The 16,544-nt window shown below is 70.9% G+C and carries 13 protein-coding genes; 3 read left to right on the top strand and 10 right to left on the bottom strand.

Annotation, left to right across the window (positions count from 1 at the left end; genetic code table 11):
* Nucleotide 1: 1 nt before the first annotated feature.
* Nucleotides 2-1,819 (bottom strand): glycine--tRNA ligase, encoded by a 1,818-nt coding sequence (gene glyS, locus NO364_RS15295; RefSeq protein ID WP_257627963.1) that lies wholly within the window; start codon nt 1,817-1,819, stop codon nt 2-4.
* Entirely contained in the window at nt 1,816-2,661 is an 846-nt protein-coding gene (locus tag NO364_RS15290) for a CBS domain-containing protein (RefSeq protein WP_257627962.1), read from the bottom strand. The genes glyS and NO364_RS15290 overlap by 4 nt, the downstream gene beginning before the upstream one ends.
* 127 nt (nt 2,662-2,788) lie before the next feature.
* Here NO364_RS15290 and NO364_RS15285 point away from each other — a divergent pair, with 127 nt between their 5' ends.
* From NO364_RS15285 to NO364_RS15275, 3 genes are all read left to right on the top strand, one after another.
* On the top strand, nt 2,789-2,953 hold the full coding sequence (locus NO364_RS15285) for a DUF7556 family protein (protein WP_199243620.1): 165 nt from the start codon (nt 2,789-2,791) through the stop codon (nt 2,951-2,953).
* Nucleotides 2,954-3,016: 63 nt separating this feature from the next.
* The gene (locus NO364_RS15280; RefSeq protein ID WP_257627961.1) at nt 3,017-4,570 is read left to right on the top strand and encodes a sulfatase; all 1,554 of its coding nucleotides are present in this window, start codon (nt 3,017-3,019) and stop codon (nt 4,568-4,570) included.
* A 36-nt stretch (nt 4,571-4,606) separates the two neighbouring features.
* Nucleotides 4,607-4,834 (top strand): YgaP family membrane protein, encoded by a 228-nt coding sequence (locus NO364_RS15275; protein WP_157690063.1) that lies wholly within the window; start codon nt 4,607-4,609, stop codon nt 4,832-4,834.
* On the opposite strand, the gene NO364_RS15270 is transcribed toward NO364_RS15275, so the two are convergent.
* From NO364_RS15270 to recJ, 8 genes are all read right to left on the bottom strand, one after another.
* Complete coding sequence (locus NO364_RS15270; protein ID WP_257627960.1) at nt 4,835-6,967, bottom strand: hypothetical protein; 2,133 nt, start codon at nt 6,965-6,967, stop codon at nt 4,835-4,837.
* 79 nt (nt 6,968-7,046) lie between these two features.
* Nucleotides 7,047-10,607 carry a DNA polymerase II large subunit gene (locus NO364_RS15265; protein WP_257627959.1) on the bottom strand — a complete coding sequence of 1,187 codons (3,561 nt, stop codon included), beginning with the start codon at nt 10,605-10,607 and terminating at the stop codon, nt 7,047-7,049.
* Complete coding sequence (locus NO364_RS15260) at nt 10,604-11,005, bottom strand: PPC domain-containing DNA-binding protein (protein WP_257627958.1); 402 nt, start codon at nt 11,003-11,005, stop codon at nt 10,604-10,606. The genes NO364_RS15265 and NO364_RS15260 overlap by 4 nt, the downstream gene beginning before the upstream one ends.
* 110 nt (nt 11,006-11,115) lie before the next feature.
* Entirely contained in the window at nt 11,116-11,502 is a 387-nt protein-coding gene (locus tag NO364_RS15255) for a NifU family protein (RefSeq protein ID WP_157690067.1), read from the bottom strand.
* A gap of 25 nt (nt 11,503-11,527) precedes the next feature.
* The gene (locus NO364_RS15250; RefSeq protein WP_157690068.1) at nt 11,528-11,863 is read right to left on the bottom strand and encodes a DUF5783 family protein; all 336 of its coding nucleotides are present in this window, start codon (nt 11,861-11,863) and stop codon (nt 11,528-11,530) included.
* Nucleotides 11,864-11,900: 37 nt separating this feature from the next.
* Entirely contained in the window at nt 11,901-13,892 is a 1,992-nt protein-coding gene (locus NO364_RS15245) for a DUF7289 family protein (RefSeq protein WP_257627957.1), read from the bottom strand.
* Between the two features lie 214 nt (nt 13,893-14,106).
* Nucleotides 14,107-15,042 carry a cysteine synthase A gene (gene cysK, locus NO364_RS15240; protein ID WP_257627956.1) on the bottom strand — a complete coding sequence of 312 codons (936 nt, stop codon included), beginning with the start codon at nt 15,040-15,042 and terminating at the stop codon, nt 14,107-14,109.
* A 49-nt stretch (nt 15,043-15,091) separates the two neighbouring features.
* Nucleotides 15,092-16,525: a RecJ family nuclease gene (gene recJ / locus NO364_RS15235; protein WP_257627955.1), complete on the bottom strand. Its 1,434-nt coding sequence runs from the start codon at nt 16,523-16,525 to the stop codon at nt 15,092-15,094.
* Nucleotides 16,526-16,544: the final 19 nt, after the last annotated feature.

The raw sequence follows: 16,544 nt of genomic DNA, 5'->3' as shown, positions 1-16,544 counted from the left end.
CTCAGGTGCGCGTGACGTCCGTCTCGACCCGGTCGTAGTCCGCGAGCAGGGCGTCGAAGCTCCCGCCGCTCTCGAGGACCCGCTCCAGTTCCGTCGCGAGTTCGTCGACCGGGACCCGTACCTGTGCGGTTGTGTCCCGGTCGCGGACCGTCACCGTGGCGGGCGTCTCCTCGACGCTCTCGTGGTCGACGGTCACCGACAGCGGCGTGCCGACCTCGTCCTGCCGGCGGTAGCGCCGTCCGATGTTGCCGGAGTCGTCGTGGGCGACCGACAGCCCCGCCGCCCGCAGGTCGGCCACGACGTCCGCGGCGAGGGTTTCGAGCGCCCCGTCGCTCACGAGGGGGAAGACGGCCACGTCCGTCGGCGCCACCTCCGGCGACAGCGAGAGGTAGGTGCGCTCCTCGCCGTCGATCAGGTCGTGGTCGTAGCCGTGGGCGATCAGGGTGTAGACCGTCCGGTCGACGCCGAAGGAGGGTTCGACCACGTGGGGCGTGACGTGTTCACCCGCCTCCGTCCGCTCCTCGATCCGGAAGTTCGCCACCGCGCTGTCGACGGTCACGGCCTCGCCGTCGACCTCGACGGTCACCTCGTCGCCGTCGAAGGCCGACGGATCGCGCTCGGCGAGGGCACGGAGTGCGTCCGCGACGTCGCCGGCCCGCCCGCCGAACTCGGGGCCGAGGACGCTCATGTCGGGGTCGGCGACCGCCCGCTCGACGGTCCGGGGCTCGTCGTACTGCTCGAAGACCGTGAAGTCGTCGTCGGCGTGTTCGGCGTGTTTCGAGAGGTCGTAGTCGCCGCGGTAGGCGAAGCCGGCGATCTCGATCCAGTCGCCCGCAGTCGGGTCGGCGAGGTCGCCCGCCGCCCCGCTCACTTCGCTCTCGGCGTCCCAGCAGTCCGCGGCGTAGTGGGCGCGCTCGCCGGGCAGGTGCTGACGGAAGCGAAACCGGTCGCCGTCGACGCCGATCCGGTCGTACCACTCCCGCGCGACGCCCAGGTAGTACGCCACCCAGTCGCTCGCGACGATTCCCTCCTCGACGGCCTCGGCGACCGTCGCCTCGACGTACTCGCCATCGGGGTCCTCCTGTTCGTCGGCGGGGTAGAGCCGCAGCGACACGTCCGCGACGCGGTCGAGGGGCGGGTCGTCGTCGTCGGGATCGACGAACTGCTCCAACTCAGCCTGCGTGAACTCGCGGGTTCGGACGATGCCCTTGCGGGGGCTGATCTCGTTGCGGTAGGCCCGGCCGATCTGGGTGACGCCGAACGGGAGTTTGTTGCGCGCGTACTCCTTCAGGCGGGGGAACTCGACGAAGATGCCCTGGGCCGTCTCGGGGCGGAGGTAGCCGGGCTGGCCGCTCCCGGGGCCGATGGCCGTCGCGAACATGAGGTTGAACTCCTCGATCGAGCGCCCGGCCAGCGCCGCACCGCATGACGGGCAGGCGATCTCGTACTCGGCGACGAGCTCCTCGACCTCGGGAATCGGCAGGCTCTCGGCCTCCTCGACGTCGCTCGCGTCCTCGACCAGGTGGTCGGCGCGGTGGCTCTCGCCGCACTCGCCACACTCGACGAGCATGTCGTCGAAGCCGTCGAGGTGGCCCGAGGCCTCGAAGACCGGTTCGGGCATGATCGTCGGCGCCTCGATCTCGTCGTTGCCCTCGCGGACGGTGAAGCGATCCCGCCACGCCGCCTCGACGTTGCGCTTGAGGGCGGCCCCCTCGGGGCCGAAGGTGTAGAACCCGGCGACGCCGCCGTACGACTCGTTCGCCCCGAAGAAGAAGCCGCGGCGCTTCGCGAGTTCGGTGATGGCTCGCGCGTCGCTCATACGCCCTCCAGCAGGTCGACGTCCCGGACGATGCCGACGAGCGCGCTGCCGTCGACCAGCGGCACCTGTTCGACGTCGTTCGAGAGCAGGACGCGGGCCACCTCCTTGGCCGTCCGGTGTCCCGACACCGTCACCAGGTCGTCGGTCATGAAGGTGCTGACGGGCTCGCGCGGGATCTCGACGTTCCGGGTGGGGTAGTAGCGGTTGCCGACGGCCTTGATCCCCTCCCACATCCACTCGTCGTCCTGGTTGGCGATGCTCTCGCCGGTGTCGTCCTCGCCCTCGACGACGCGGGCCACCTCGATGATGTCCACCTCGGTCAGCATGCCCGTCATCTCGCCGTCGTCGTCGAGGACGACCGCGTAGGGGACGTTCGCGTAGTTGATCTCCCGTTCGGCGACCGGCAGCGGCGTCGCGTGGTAGACGGCGTTCACGTCCCGGGACGCCAGCGCATCGACGTTCGTCCCGCCGTCCACGTCCCCCCGGGCGATGGCCCGGACCACGTCGGTCACGGTGAGGATCCCCTCGAGCTCCCCGTCGACGACGGGGATCCGCCGGGCGTCCTCGGCGACCATCATGCGGGCCACCTCGACGAGGTCGGCGTCCGCCGTCGTCGTCGGTACCTCCCGCATCAACAGCGCGAGCTGGTCCTCGTCCGGGTTCTCGATGAGGTCGTCCCGCGAGACCAGGCCGCGGTACGCTTCGCCGTCGTCCGTCGGCTTGACGACGGGAATCGACGAGAAGCCCCGCTCCTGCAGATATTCGAGGGCGTCGTCCCGGGTCCCCGGGAGTTCGACCGTCACGACGTCCGCGCGGGGCGTCATCGCGTCGGCTACGTGCATGCTCCCCGTTCCGCCGCCCACCCTCTAATACTCTGCGAACGCCTTTCGACGCCCCGTCCACCCGTCTCGGCGCCGTGACCGCCGTCGTATCGACGTGTTTATATGAGGGTGTGACCATGTGTCACACATGGCGCCCGACGTGACGGCAGCAGGCGGGCAGGGTTCGGATGTCATGGCCGCGGTGGACGAGGGGCCGGGACTCCCGGAGTTCGTCATCGCCGACGTCTCCCGTGACGACGCCTGGGTGTCCGTCCAACTCGACGACGCGACCGGACTCGACGACTGGCGATAGCCGGCCCGCAGTCCGACAGCCGGGACCGCGGCCTTTATTCGCTCTACCGACCCACGGGGAGACATGTCGCGCGACGCCCCCGGGAACGTCCTCTTCGTCGTCATGGACACCGTTCGGGCCGACCACCTGACGCCGTACGGCTACGACCGGCCGACGACGCCCGGTCTCGCCGACTTCGCGTCCGAGGCGACCGTCTTCGAGGAGGCCGTCGCCCCCGCCCCTTGGACCCTCCCCGTTCACGCCTCCCTCTTCACCGGCCTCTACCCCAGTCAGCACGGCGCCGACCAGGAGAACCCCTATCTGGAGGGCGCCACCACGCTCGCCGAGACGCTCTCCGCCGCCGGCTACGACACCGCCTGTTACTCATCGAACGCCTGGATCACCCCCTACACTCACCTCACCGACGGTTTCGACGCCCAGGACAACTTCTTCGAGGTGATGCCCGGCGACCTGCTCTCCGGCCCGCTCGCCCGGGCCTGGAAGACGATGAACGACAGTGACCGACTCCGGACCATCGCCGACAAACTCGTCTCGCTCGGCAACGTCGCCCACGAGTACCTCGCGGGCGGCGAGGGCGCCGACTCCAAGACCCCCGCCGTGATCGATCGGACGATGGAGTTCGTCGACGACTCCGAGGACTGGTTCGCGTTCGTCAACCTGATGGACGCCCACCTGCCGTACCACCCGCCCGACGAGTTCGCCGCGGAGTTCGCCCCCGGCGTCGACGACACGGCGGTCTGTCAGAACTCGAAGGAGTACAACTCGGGTGCCCGCGACATCGACGACGACGAGTGGGACGATATCCGCGGCCTCTACGACGCCGAAATCGCCCACATCGACGCCCAGCTCACCCGCTTGTTCGACTGGCTCAAGGAGCGAGGGGAGTGGGACGACACGACGGTCGTGGTCTGTGCGGACCACGGCGAACTCCACGGCGAACACGACCTCTACGGCCACGAGTTCTGCCTCTACGACCCGCTGGTGAACGTCCCCCTCATGGTGAAACATCCCGACCTGACCGCCGACCGGCGGACCGACACCGTCGAACTCGTCGACCTGTACCACACCGTCCTCGACGCCCTCGACGTCGCGGGCGGCGACCCCGCCGCCCCCGGCGAGACGGCCGTCGCCCGCGACCCGACCCGCTCCCTGCTCGCCGACGACTACCGCGCCTTCGACGCCGTCGACGACCCCGACCCCGGGCAGGCGGCCGCGCCCGACGGTGCCGTCGGCTTCGTCGAGTACTCCCGATCGGTGGTCGAACTCAAGCAACTGGAGGAGAAGGCCGCGGGCGCCGGCATCGACATTCCCGAGGACTCCCGGTTCTACGCCCGGATGCGCGCCGCGCGCCGCCCGGACGCGAAGTACGTCCGGATCGACCGCATCCCCGACGAGGCCTACCGCCTCGACGAGGACCCCGGGGAGACGGAGGACCGTGCCGCCGCCGTCGGCGACGACCCGGCCGTCCGTGCCGTCGAGCGCGCCCTCGCGGACTTCGAATCGGCCGTCGGCGGCGCGTGGACCGGCGCCGCCGACGCCGACGTGACCGACGACGCCGTCGCCGACATGGACGAGGAAGCACAGGAACGCCTGCGCGACCTGGGCTATCTGGAGTAACCGACGGCTTTTGCCGCCGCGCAGCGTACGTCCCCCATGGAACCGAACGTCGGCGGCACCGACCGCGCGGTTCGGATCGGCCTCGGCGTCCTCGCCACCCTGTCGGCGACGGCCCTCGTCGCCTACGGTGGCGGCCTGACCGCTCGCGTTCGGACGGTCACCGTCGGAGCGATCCTCGTGTTCGCGGTCGTCATGTTCGTCACCGCGGCCCTCCGCCGCTGTCCCGTCAACGCCGCCCTCGGGTGGAACACTCGCCGACTGTGATCACTCGTCGGTCAGCCGGCGGACGGCCGTACTCGCCGCCTCACTCACCGCCGGATCCGGGTCGAGACGCAGGTCACGGAGCCGGGACTCGGCCTCGGTGCCCGCGACCAGTCCCGGCCGCTCCTCGGCCAGTGCCGCCAGCACGCGGGCGGCGGTCGCCACCGTCTCCGTCTCGTCCGCGTCGAGTTCCGTCGCCAGGCTGGCCACCTCGTCGGCGCCGACGTCGGCCATCGATCCGACGCCGAGGTGGTCGGTCACGTCGACGGCGGGTTCCGGTTCGGGTTCCGGTTCCGGCGCCGCCCCCCCGCTTCCCCCCGTCTCGCCCGTGGCGGACGGGTCGTTCGCCGGCTCGCCGGCGGGCCGTCCCGTCTCCGGGCTGGCTCCGTTATGGCCCGGTGGCGGAGCCGTCTCGCCGCCCCTGGCGTCGGAACGCGGCGTCGACGTCGCCCCGCCGGGACGCTCCCGGTCCCGTGGTTCGGTCCCACCGCCCGCCGTCGACGCGGCGTCCCGGCGGTCCGCCGACTCGCCGGTCCCGGCGGCCGGTTCGTCGGTCGCGGCCGGTCCGGCACCGGGTTCGACGCCCGCTTCCCCGACGGCGCTGACGGCCATCGCCAGGCCGACTACCACCACCGCCACGACGGTCCCGGCGAAGGGGATCGGCAGCGGGATCGAGAGCGGGAACGGGAGCGGGAGCGGCACCGGCATCCGGCTCGTCGTCCCCCCGAGCGCCAGCTGCGGCGCGTCGTCGACGGCGGGTGCCGCCGTCGTCGCCGGCGTCGAGGGTGCGTCGGTGGCCGCCGGCGTCGAGGGTGCGTCGGTGGCCGCCGGCGTCACCGTCTCGGCGCTCGTCGCCGTCTCGGATCCCCCCGCATCCAGCGTCAGCGTCTCCTCGTGTTCCTCCCCGTCGACGTCGACGGCCCGGACCACGACGGTCGTCTCCCCGTCGGCGCGACCGAGCCGCGCCCGCACGTCGACCTGGTCGGTCGTGTCGCCGTCGTAGGCGGTGGCCGTCGAGACGACGTTCCCGTCGGCGTCGACCGTCTCGACGACGACCCGCCCGAACTGTCCGTCGGTGACCGTCCCGGTGACGGCGACGCTGTCGCCTTCGATCCGCGTCGCCTCGTCGTCGATGTCGATGGTCGGCACGATGTGTCCCCGGTAGTCGATCGGGACCGTCCACTCCCGGGTGTTGCCGGCAACGTCCGTCGCGATGAGCGTGACCTCTTGGACGTCGCCCGTAAGCTGGACGGTGCTCTCGAACTCCGCCGAGAGCCGTTCGCGGGTCGGCTCCTTCGACGTCTCGGTCAACACCGACTTGCGGTTCCGTCCGACCCGCACGTCGAGCGACCGCACCTTCACGTTGTCCTCGGCGACGCCGGCGATCTCGAGCGTGTTCCCGCTCCGCTCGAACCGGTCGAGGTCGATCGACGGCCGCTCGGCGTCCTCGACCCTGACGGTGATCTCGTGGGTGGTCCGTTGCCCGTGGACGTCCCGGGCCTCGACGCGCAGGGAGTTCTCCCCAAGGCCGAACAGCATGGGCCGGGAGAAGTTCTCCCCGGGATCCGAGATCCGGTAGGTCTCGCGGTCACGCTGTGACTGGCCGCCGAACGTCCACTCGTAGTTCCGCTCGATCCGGACCAACTGGACGCCGCTCCGGTCCGAAAGGTCGGCGGCGAGTGTCGCGTCCGAGTGCTCGATCACCACCGTCCCCGTCGGTTGTCCCGGCCCGCTGAACGGCGACGTGTAACTCACCCGCGGCCCGTCCGAGTCCTTCCGGATCGTCGCCGTCCACTCGGTCGTCCCCGAGCCCTCGGCGACGATCCGCACCTCGTGTTCGCCGTCGTCGATGTCGAGTTCCACCAGTTCCGAGAACGACTCCGATCCCGGCTGGAACGAGTGGCGCGTCTCCCCGCCGACCATCACTTCGATCGATTCGACCGACGACTCGCCGCTCGCCTCGATGCGGAACTGCGGGTCGTCGGTGACGGTGATCGACTCCCCGTCGCCGACGCCCGATCCATCGACCGTGACGTCCAGGGTGGGTGCGGCCGCCACCGTCGCCGTCATCCCCGAGACGACGAGCAACACGATCACTCCCGTCGCTACGACGCGTCCCCGTGTACCTCTCCCCATGCCATACCGATGTAGAACCGACTACACTAAGTGTTCCGGACGGGGCGAACCCGACGACGCCGCGACGACGCCGCCGGCCTCACATGAAGTCGTCGAGACGCGAGGGCTTGTTCCGGTCGTTCTGGAAGACGCTCTCCAAGCTCTTCTGGAGCACCTCCAGGCGCTGTTTCGTGTACGGCCGACAGCCGAACTCCTCGGCCACCTCCGTCGCGGTGTCCATGTACTTGTTCACCGACCCCTCGTGGACGGTGAGGTTCACGCGCCCGCCACACTCCCGGCAGTCGCCCGACAGCGGCATCCGGCGGTAGGACTCCCCGCAGTCCAGACACCGGGTCTCCTGGCGCGAGAACGCCCGGAGGTTGCCGATCAGGTCCGGGAGGAAGTGATACTCGATGACCCGCTCGGCCACGTCCGTCTCGTCGACCGCGCGGAGTTTCCGCGCCAGGTTCAACTGCGCGTCCATCTTCTCCATCATCGACCCCAGCGTCTTGTACGCCGAGAGGTCCGGCCCGAGTGCGATGTCCGAGGTGTCGTGGGTGTGATCGAAGCCGTGGTACTCCCCGTCGGTCCCCAGCGACGCCTCCGCGATCTCGACGTCGACGTCCTCCGGGTCGGCCATCTCCCGGGTCGCCTCGTAGAACTCCCTCGGGTACTGCCGCACCACGTCCATGTTGTGGGCCTCGTCGTCGATCTCGGTGGGGTCGATCCGCGAGGACATGACGAGGGGGGCGTCCATTCTGCCCCCCCTTTGGTTGGGAAGGTACTCTCGACTGAAGTTGATCAGGCCGTCCATCAGGAGCATGACGCAGTCCTCGTCGCCGTCACAGTTCCGCCGCTTCGCCGCGTGGAAGTACGGGTGTGCGTACCCGACCGCCGCGGAGGTGAACCCGACGACCCGCCCGACAACCGCCGCCGAGGTGTGTGGCGCCATCCCGAAGACGAGTTCGCCGACCAGGTCCTCCCGCTGTTCGACCTCGTAGAAGGCCGGCAGGTCGTAGAACTCCGTCAACAGGTCGTCGACGAAGTCCGCAGTCCGGATGAGATGCTGGGCGGCGCCGTCCGAGAGGACGATGTCCTGGACCTTGAGTTCGACCAACTGGTCGTCGAACCGGAGCGGGTCGCCCTCGATGTCGGTCTCGTACCCGAGTTCCCGGAAGTCGTCGGCGGTCACGTCGAGTTCCTCGGGTCGGACCGCCGTCACCGGCAGGTCCGTCATGTCGTAGCGGACCGTCCCGTCCTTGAACGCGCTCACGTCGTGTTTGGCGCGTAACACGCCTTTCTCCATCGGTTCCGGCGTCTTGTTCGCGGAGGTGAGCCCCTTGACCCCCTTCAGGATGTCGAAGGCGGCCTCCCGCTCCCCGACCGTCTCCAGGGCCTCGCGGTAGCGCTCGCCGACGTTCAGGCGGCGCCGTTCGACGCTCGTCACGTCCCGCTCGCACCGCTCGCAGTGGACGCGCCCCGACTCGTCCGGGTCGACGAACTGCCCACAGGAGCCACACTCGTAGACCGGTTCGGTGTGGGTCCGACAGTCCGGACACAGGGTCCGGTGGGTGTCGGTCCCGCAGTCCGGGCACGCCCGCCGGCCCACCTCGACGTCCACGACGCCGAGCCCCGCGTCGGTGCGGGCGGTGGCCGCCGCGCCGACGTCGCGCTGACTGCCGCCGGATTCGCCGATGGGATAGAGGGTGTGGACCGCCGGCGAGAGGTCGCGGCGCTCCGATTTCTCCGGGCGGCCCATCCGGTTGCCGATCCGGGTCGGCGCCCGCTCCCGGATCGTGAACGGCGCCACCTCGTTGACCGCGCGGATGGCGTTGTCGCCGCCGTCGTACTCCCGGGCCGCGGCCGACAGGTCCGCCGCCGTCCACGCCCGTTCGCGCTCCGACGAGATCCCGAGCGACCGGGCCAGCGGCCGCCAGTCCGGAATCCGGATTCCCTCCTCGCTCGCGACGTGTTCGACGAGGAGGGTCTCCAGCGTCCGCCGAAGCGGTTCGGTCCGCTCGATCACGAGGACGTCGACGTCGCCCTCGTCGTCCTGCGGGCGGATCGCCCCGTAGCCGCCGTCGCTCTCGGCGACGCGGGGTTCGCCGTCGGCCACCGCCGCCGCCAGCGTCTCGACGGCGTCGACGCTCACGTCGTGCCACATGTAGGTGTAGACGGGGTGCAGCGGGCAGTCGAACTCGGTGGCCCACTCGATGGCTTCCGCGGCCGTCGGGTCCGCCAGGTCGACGCGCGGGTCGTCCCGCAACGCTTGGACGTCCGCCGCCGTCGCCTCGAACTCCCGTTCCCACCACTCGACGGTGTAGGAGGCCGGCGCGAGCGGGTGGTTGTTCTCGACGAACTCGCCGTAGTTGACGAGGTACTCGCCCAGATCCAGGATCGCCTCGACGCCGTTGCGTACCTCCAGGGCCTCCGCGGGGTCGTCGATGCGGCGGACCTCGCCGTTCGCGAGGCGGACCGTCGGCCCCTCGATGGTGTCGACCGGCACCACGCCCGCGGCCTTCCCCGGGCGCTCGGTCTTGATCTGTGTCCCCGTCGCCAGGAAGTCGTCGACGAGGTGCATCGTCGCCGGGTGGACGCCCGCCGTCGCGAACCCGTGGTTCCGGGCGCGGCCGTATCGGAGCCGAAAGCCCCCCGACTCCGAGGGGTGACCGAACACCGGCCGCCCCGCGATCAGGTCCCGGAGGTACTTCGCGGAGGGCTCGACCCGGGGCGGTCCCGCCTCGGCCTCGCTCGCGTCGTCGTCCCCGTCGCCGTCTGCGTCGTCCTCGTCGCCGTCGGCGTCGTCGGCACCGTCGTCGGCCCCGATGGTACCGTCGATGAGGTCCTGGAGCCACGGCCACGATACCTCCTCCAGGTCGCGGGTGTAGCGCTGGATCTTCGGCGCCTTCAACGCGATGCCCTCCGCGAGGACGAGACACATGCCGCCGCGGGCGGCGTTGGTGTCGACCCGCTCCAAGTCCCGGAAGCCGGACACCTCCTCGTCGCCCGTCGCCTCGCCGTCCAGCATGATCGGCATGTGCTCGGCGATGAACTTCGTCTCCTTGTCCTTGGGCGTGTACTGGAGCCCCGTCTCGGCGTCGTAGAGGCCGATCTCCTCGGCGTAGCGTTCGATCTCGTCGTCCCGCGGGCGGAACTCCTCGATCCCCAGCAGCGAGCGGGCGTAGTCCGCCACCAGCACCGAGAGCGCCTGGGCGGTCCCGCCGGCCGAGCGGATCGGCCCCGCGTAGTAGACGTTGACGAAGCGGCTCCCGTCGTCGTTCTCCAGCAACTCGACGCGGTCGATCCCCTCGATGGGCGCCGCGACGACCCCCTCGGTCAGCAGGGCGACGGCCGTCCGCACCGCTCCCTCGATCTTGCCGGCGTCGCTCTCGTAGTCGCCGACGGTCCCCTCGACGAAGTCGGTGACGAGCGCCAGCGCCGCCTCCTCGCGGCTCATCCGCCCGTCGAGTTCGCGCACCCGCTCGGCGACCCCGTCGATGCCGAGGATGTTCTCCACGCGGTCGGCCATGTCGCGGGCGACCGGGATCTCGACCTCGGGCTTCGGGTCCGCACCCCGGGATTTCGCCCGCTTCGCGTGGTCGAACGCCTCGTCGAGGCGGTCCTCGATCCGCTCGAAGTATCGCTCGTCCGCCGGTCTCACGGCTCCGTCCACCCGTCGTCGAACGCCGTCTCGAAGGCTCGGAGGTACAGCCGTCCCGTGACCGCCTCGGCGGCGTTGAGATAGCCGCCGACGGCCTGTCCGGTCGGCCGCGTCAGGACGGCGTAGGGACGGGCCGACGGCTCCCCGTCCTCGCCCGTCGACACCCCGCCCGTGCAGGCCGCGACCGACAGCGGCTCGTCGAACCGGACCGCACGATGCTCCTCGGCGTCGGGGTCGTAATACCACACGTCGGCGTCGCGGACCGTCCCGACGCCGGTGAACCACGCCGCCGCGACGCCCTCGTCGGCGGCGACGGCTTCGATCGCTCCCCGCCAGTCGTCGCCCGCCTCGACGGCGACGCGGTACTCCGCGCTCACGGCGAGTTCACGAACGTCCATGGACGCGAGACGGACCGCCGCCGATTAAACCTTACTCGGTCCGCCGATGGCCCCGGTCGGGATACGGCGGTCGCTCGGAATCGGTGAAAAACGCCGCGGCGAACGGAGCGTTAGAACGGAGCCTGCGGGCCTTCGTCGCTCGACTCGCCGTCGTCGGTCGTCTCGCCGGGGAACGAGGGTTCCATGCCGCCGTCGCCGCCGCCGTGACCGCCCTCGCCGCCCATGCCCTCCATACCGGTGTCGGCGTGGACCTTCGTGATCTCGGGGATCTCCTTGACCATCCGGCTCTTGATCGCCTGGATCGTCATCGGGGAGATGCCACAGCCGGAACAGGCGCCGCCCAGCTGGATGCTCACCTCGCCCGTCTCGAGGTCGATGTGCTGGATCGCGGCGCTCCCGCCGTGCATCTGGATCTGCGGGAAGTTCCGCCGCAGGAAGTTGGTCACGCGCTCCCGCAGGTCGTCCTCGCCGTCGGCGTCCTGAGCGTCAGTACTCATGCGCGAACCAAGGACACCGACGGGCTTAGGCCTTTGGTTCGTCACGTTCGTCGAGGCCGAACACGGACCGGAGTTCGGTCCTGATCTCCTCGACGTACCGCTCCAGCGTCGTCTCCAACTTCTCCTCGTCGACGACCACGGCCGTCACGCGGTCGGTCGGGTTCTCCGGGAGCTCGATCCGGAACTCGCCGTCCTCGTAGAACGGCTCGGACTCGTTGAGCACCTGCTGGTCGATGGCGTGGATGAGTTCGGAGTCGAACCGATCGTTCATCGTCTCGAAGGCGTTCTTGTACGCCCGCTGGAGTTCGGTGAAGTAGTTTGCGTACTTGTCCTCGAACTTCTCGGGGTCGAAGTCGGCCATGGCCAACCTTTCGGGGGCGCGGGCAAAAGTCGGACGGTTAGCCGTCCTCGACTCGGATCTCGTTGACCGTGACGTGCAGGTAGGTCACCGGCGCGCCGCCCCCGCCCGTGAGGACGGGTCGCTGGTCCGCGAGCACCGTGTCGTAGTGGACGGCCGTCCCGCCCTGCACGTCGCTCACGGCGCCGACGATGGCGCCGTACACCGCGGCCCCGCCGCGGACGGTCACGTCCTGGTTCCCCGGCGCGTAGACGACGCCGTAGAAGTTCGCCCCGCCCTGGACGGTCACGGTCGACGCGCTCGATCCGTAGAGCCAGATCTGGTCGCCGCGGTCGCCGACGCTCGTCCAGTCGGTCTTGATCGTGTAGTCGCCGGTCGCGTAGACGTGGACCTCGTTCGAGCCGACCACGTCCACCGGCGACCCGCCCGAGGTGGACACGTCGCCGTCGACGGCGACGTACACCGGCCCGCCGGTGGTGTCGAAGGTGAGGCTGCTCCCGCCGGACAGATCGAGGGAGTCGAGGTGGTACGTCCCGTTGGTCAGCGTACACCCGCTCCCGCAGTTCCCCGCCTCGATCCGGCCGGCGTCGCTCCCGTCGTTGTCGTTCGTCGTCGCCGCGGCGTCGACTTTCGTGTCGATGGTGGTGTCGACGGGCCGCAGATCCGGCGGCCGGAGATCGCGCGCCGCCGAGACGGCCCCGAGGTTCGGCGCCGGGCCGTTCTCGACGACGACCCCGTTCACGTTCGGGCTGACGCTCGGCCCGTTCTCGAACGTGCCCGCGGCCGTCACGTTGCCGTCGATGTTCTGCCCGTTCGCCGGGTAGAAATCGCCGCCCACGTGGACGTCGGCCCCGGATTCGATGGTTCCGGACCCGCTCAGATAATCCCCACCGGCGACGACCGGCGCGGCGACGGTGACGCCGCCGCCCGTCTCGACCACCTGCCCGCTGACGGTCGCCGGGCTGTCCAGTCGCCCGCCGCCGCCGAGGCGGAGGTCGCCGTCGGCCACGATTTCGTCGTCGACGGTGACGCCGCCCCCCGTCAGGTCGGCGTCCCCGTCGGCGATCAGTCGGCCCTTCACCTCGATTCCCCCGCCGGCCTCGAAGTCGCCGTCGACGCGCATGTCGCCGTAGATGGTCCCTCCCCCCGCGTTGACGAGGTCCTCGCCGACGTAGACGCTCCCGTTCTCCCCCCGCGTCGCCGCGTAGCTCCCCTGCGAGGAGTTGTAGCTGTCGACCGTCGCGCCGCCCTGGACGGTGACCGTCGGCGAGGAGGCCGCGATCGAATCCCCGACCTCGCGACCCCGCGACGGCACGCTGAGCACCGCCACGACCGACCGGTTGGCGTCGTCGACTCTGACCGTGTCCGCGTCGGTCCGCGTCTCGAAGTAGTCGGCCCACCCCCGGTAGTACTCGCCGGAGATGGTGATCCGGACGGTCCCCGACGATAGCGGGTTCTCCAGCCCCGCGCTGGCGTTCGGGAACGCCGCCCGCGTCGGGCCGTCCGCGAACCGGAGCGCCTCGGCCGAGGAGCCCGACCCCCGGAGCACCACGATAGGGAAGGTCAGCGTCGGATCGTTCCCGGATCCGACCCCCCAGCGGTAGTGGAACTCCGGGGGCGAGATCATCCGTGCGCGCCCCGCCTCGGACCGCCAGACGCCACCGCCCTGGTAGGCGACGGTCGTCCCGCCCGCTCGGTACTCGACCGCACCCAGCGTCGTGTTCACGATGGGCGTCCCGTTCGTGCCCACCCGTTCGACCGTGATCCGCCCCGCCGACTCGTTCAGCGTCGCCCGCCCGTTCCCGCCGATCGACACCCGGCGCGCGTCGGCGTACCCCAAGGCCACCTCGCTCACTTCGGCGTCGACGTTCGACATGGCCAGTTCCGCCTGACCGGCCTCCGTCCGGTCCTGCACGTCGCGCAGCGCGCTGCCGCCGATCAACAGGACGCTGGTCGTCACGACGACGACGAGCGCCACGACCAGCACGACGCCCACGACGGAACTCTGTCCGCGCGCTCGACCGGGGCTCACGGCCGCCTCCGAACCCCACGTGCCGGCCGCGGAGCAGGGATCCCCGTTTTCATCGCTGATATGCGCAATTCGGGGCGAACACGTTTCTACCTTTGTCCTTTGGTCTGACACTTCGGGGCGCGCAGTCGGCGGATTTCGGCACGGGAATGCGGAGTCGCCGACGTGCACCGCTCGCCCGCGACCGACGACCGCTATCAGCCGTGAGACGCTGCGGTCACGCCTCGAACAGGTCCGTCGAGAGGTACCGCTCGCCCGTGTCGGGGAGGAGCACGACCGTCGTCTCCCCGGGGTGTTCGGCCGCGTAGTCGGTCGCGGCGGCGAGTGCCGCCCCCGAGGAGATGCCGACGAGCAGTCCCGCCTCGCGGCCGAGGCGACGCGCGGCCGTCCGTGCCTCGTCACCCGTCACCCCACGGACCTCGTCGACCAGTTCCGGCCGTAGGACGTCCGGTTCGAATCCCGGCCCGATCCCCTGGATGTCGTGTCCGTCGGTGCAGGTCTCCGAGAGCGTCGGCGACGACGCGGGCTCGACGGCGACGGTCGTCACGTCGCGGTCCCGCTCGCCGAAGTACTCGCCGAGGCCGGTGATGGTGCCGCCGGTCCCGACGCCCGCGACGACGGCACCGACGTCGCCGTCGGTGGCGCGGTCGATCTCCGGCCCCGTCGTCCGCCGGTGGGCGCGCGGGTTCGCCTCGTTCTCGAACTGCCGGGCGAGGACGGCGTCGTCCGCCGTCGCCAGTTCCGCGGCCCGCCGGTTCGCGCCGCCCATCCCCTCCTCGGCGGGCGTCGACTCCAGGTCCGCACCGAGCGCCGACAGCATCGCCCGGCGCTCCTCGGACATCGAGGCCGGCATCGTCAGGACGCAGTCGTAGCCGCGGGCGGCCGCAACCGTCGCCAGGCCGATGCCGGTGTTCCCGCTCGTGGCCTCCACGATCGTCCCGCCCGGCGGGAGCTCGCCCGACTCCTCCGCCGCGTCGACCATCTCCCGGGCGATCCGATCCTTGACCGAGTAGGCGTTGGCCGCCTCCACCTTCCCGAGGAGGTTCTCGGCGAAGCCGTCGAGGCGGACCAGCGGCGTGTCGCCGATCAACGCCTCGACCGAGTCGACCACGCCGTCCCCGTGCGACCGGTCGGCCGTCACCCGTTCGCTCATACCCGTTCTACCCCGACGCCACGGGAAAGGGTTGACCCGAACCGGTTCGCTACCCGAGCTGTTCGCCCACGAGGCGGTCGACGGCCTCGACGAACGCCGCCCGCTCGTCCGCGGGGATGGTCGCCCCCGCGGCGACGTCGTGGCCGCCGCCGTCACCCCCGACGGACCGCGCGGCCTCGCGCATGACCGCCGAGAGGTCGAGCCCCTCCCGGACCAGCGCGTGTGAGCCGCGGGCCGAGACCTTCCGTTCCTCGAGCCCCTCACCCTCCGCCGACGGCTCGACGCTCGCGAAGGCGACGATCGGCAGGTCGCGACGGATCCCGTCGGCCCCGAGGGCCATCCCGGCGACGATGCCGACGATGGTCTCCCTGATCCGCCCGCCCGCGTCGAACCACTGGACGTTTCCCTCGACCGTGACCCCCTCCGATTTCACCAGCTCCAGCCCGTTCGAGAGGTTCCGGCGGTGGTTCCGGAGGAGCGTCCGGGCGCGCTCCAGGGCCGCCCCGCGGTCGCCGAGACAGACCGCGAGCCCGACGTCCGCGCGCTCGTACCGCGCCGTCGCGTTCAGGAGCGTCGAGAACTCGCTCACGTCGCGCAGTTCGGTGCCCTCGCTCTCGGCGGTGAGCGTGTAGGTCGTCCCGATCAGGTCGTCGACGCGGTCGGCGGGCACGCCGCTCGCGACCGCCCGCTTGAGCAGGGCGCTCGCGACCGTCCGCCGGTCGTCGTCGGTGAGGTCGACCCACCGCTTCCACTCGCCGTCCCCCCGGAGGTCGGCGTCCAGCCCCGCGAGGAACTCGACCGCGCCGGCCTCGTCGCCCGTGATCCCCGGGATCCGCACGTCGCTCGCGTACTGGAGCAGTTTCGGGAGCGGGCGGGTCTGTCGGCCGTACATCGCCAGGTCCGTGCCCTCGCCGAGGACGCCCGCCGCGACCCCTTCGGCGACGATTCCCCCGTTGGCGCCGGTCAGGCCGTCGACTCCGCCCTGCATGTCGCCGACGGCGCCGACGACCGCCAGTGCCGCGAGGTCGCGGTTGTCGACCCCGTCGGCTTCGAGCGCGCGTGCGAGGACGTACGCCGCCCCCGCCCCCGACAGTTCGCTCGCGCCGTCGATCCCCACGAGCAGGGGGTTCAGATGGTAGGTCGTCGTCGCGTCGGCCGGCTGGTGGTGGTCGGCGATCACCGGGACGAACGCGCCCCGCCCCTCGAAGCCGGCGATCACGTCGAGTTGGCCGCTCCCGAAGTCGGTGAAGAGGACGGTGTCGTGGTCGGTCGCCGCCATCCGCCGGACCGCCGCCTCGTCGAGTTGCTTCTCGAAGACCGTCTCGAAGGGAACGCCCGCGCGCTCCAGCGCCGTCGCGGCGACGGCGGCGCTCGTCAGGCCGTCCGCGTCGATGTGGGAGGCGAGCAACACCGAGTCCGCGGTCCGGAGCCGGTCGGCACACGCCGCCGCGCGCTCGGCGAGTTCCGGTACGGGACCCGTCATCGTCGACGACTCGTGCGCC

This window comes from Haloplanus salinarum (assembly GCF_024498175.1).
In the GTDB taxonomy this organism is placed as follows: Archaea; Halobacteriota; Halobacteria; order Halobacteriales; family Haloferacaceae; genus Haloplanus; species Haloplanus salinarum.
Note: the sequence above shows the minus strand (reverse complement) of the source record. Positions and strands in the feature narration are given on the sequence as shown.

Bases quoted from the DNA above. Each gene is read 5' to 3' on its own strand.
- glyS (WP_257627963.1), bottom strand. From the start codon at position 1,819: ATGAGCGACGCGCGAGCCATCACCGAACTCGCGAAGCGCCGCGGCTTC.
- NO364_RS15290 (WP_257627962.1), bottom strand. From the start codon at position 2,661: ATGCACGTAGCCGACGCGATGACGCCCCGCGCGGACGTCGTGACGGTC.
- NO364_RS15285 (WP_199243620.1), top strand. From the start codon at position 2,789: ATGGCGCCCGACGTGACGGCAGCAGGCGGGCAGGGTTCGGATGTCATG.
- NO364_RS15280 (WP_257627961.1), top strand. From the start codon at position 3,017: ATGTCGCGCGACGCCCCCGGGAACGTCCTCTTCGTCGTCATGGACACC.
- NO364_RS15275 (WP_157690063.1), top strand. From the start codon at position 4,607: ATGGAACCGAACGTCGGCGGCACCGACCGCGCGGTTCGGATCGGCCTC.
- NO364_RS15270 (WP_257627960.1), bottom strand. From the start codon at position 6,967: ATGGGGAGAGGTACACGGGGACGCGTCGTAGCGACGGGAGTGATCGTG.
- NO364_RS15260 (WP_257627958.1), bottom strand. From the start codon at position 11,005: ATGGACGTTCGTGAACTCGCCGTGAGCGCGGAGTACCGCGTCGCCGTC.
- NO364_RS15255 (WP_157690067.1), bottom strand. From the start codon at position 11,502: ATGAGTACTGACGCTCAGGACGCCGACGGCGAGGACGACCTGCGGGAG.
- NO364_RS15250 (WP_157690068.1), bottom strand. From the start codon at position 11,863: ATGGCCGACTTCGACCCCGAGAAGTTCGAGGACAAGTACGCAAACTAC.
- cysK (WP_257627956.1), bottom strand. From the start codon at position 15,042: ATGAGCGAACGGGTGACGGCCGACCGGTCGCACGGGGACGGCGTGGTC.
- recJ (WP_257627955.1), bottom strand. From the start codon at position 16,525: ATGACGGGTCCCGTACCGGAACTCGCCGAGCGCGCGGCGGCGTGTGCC.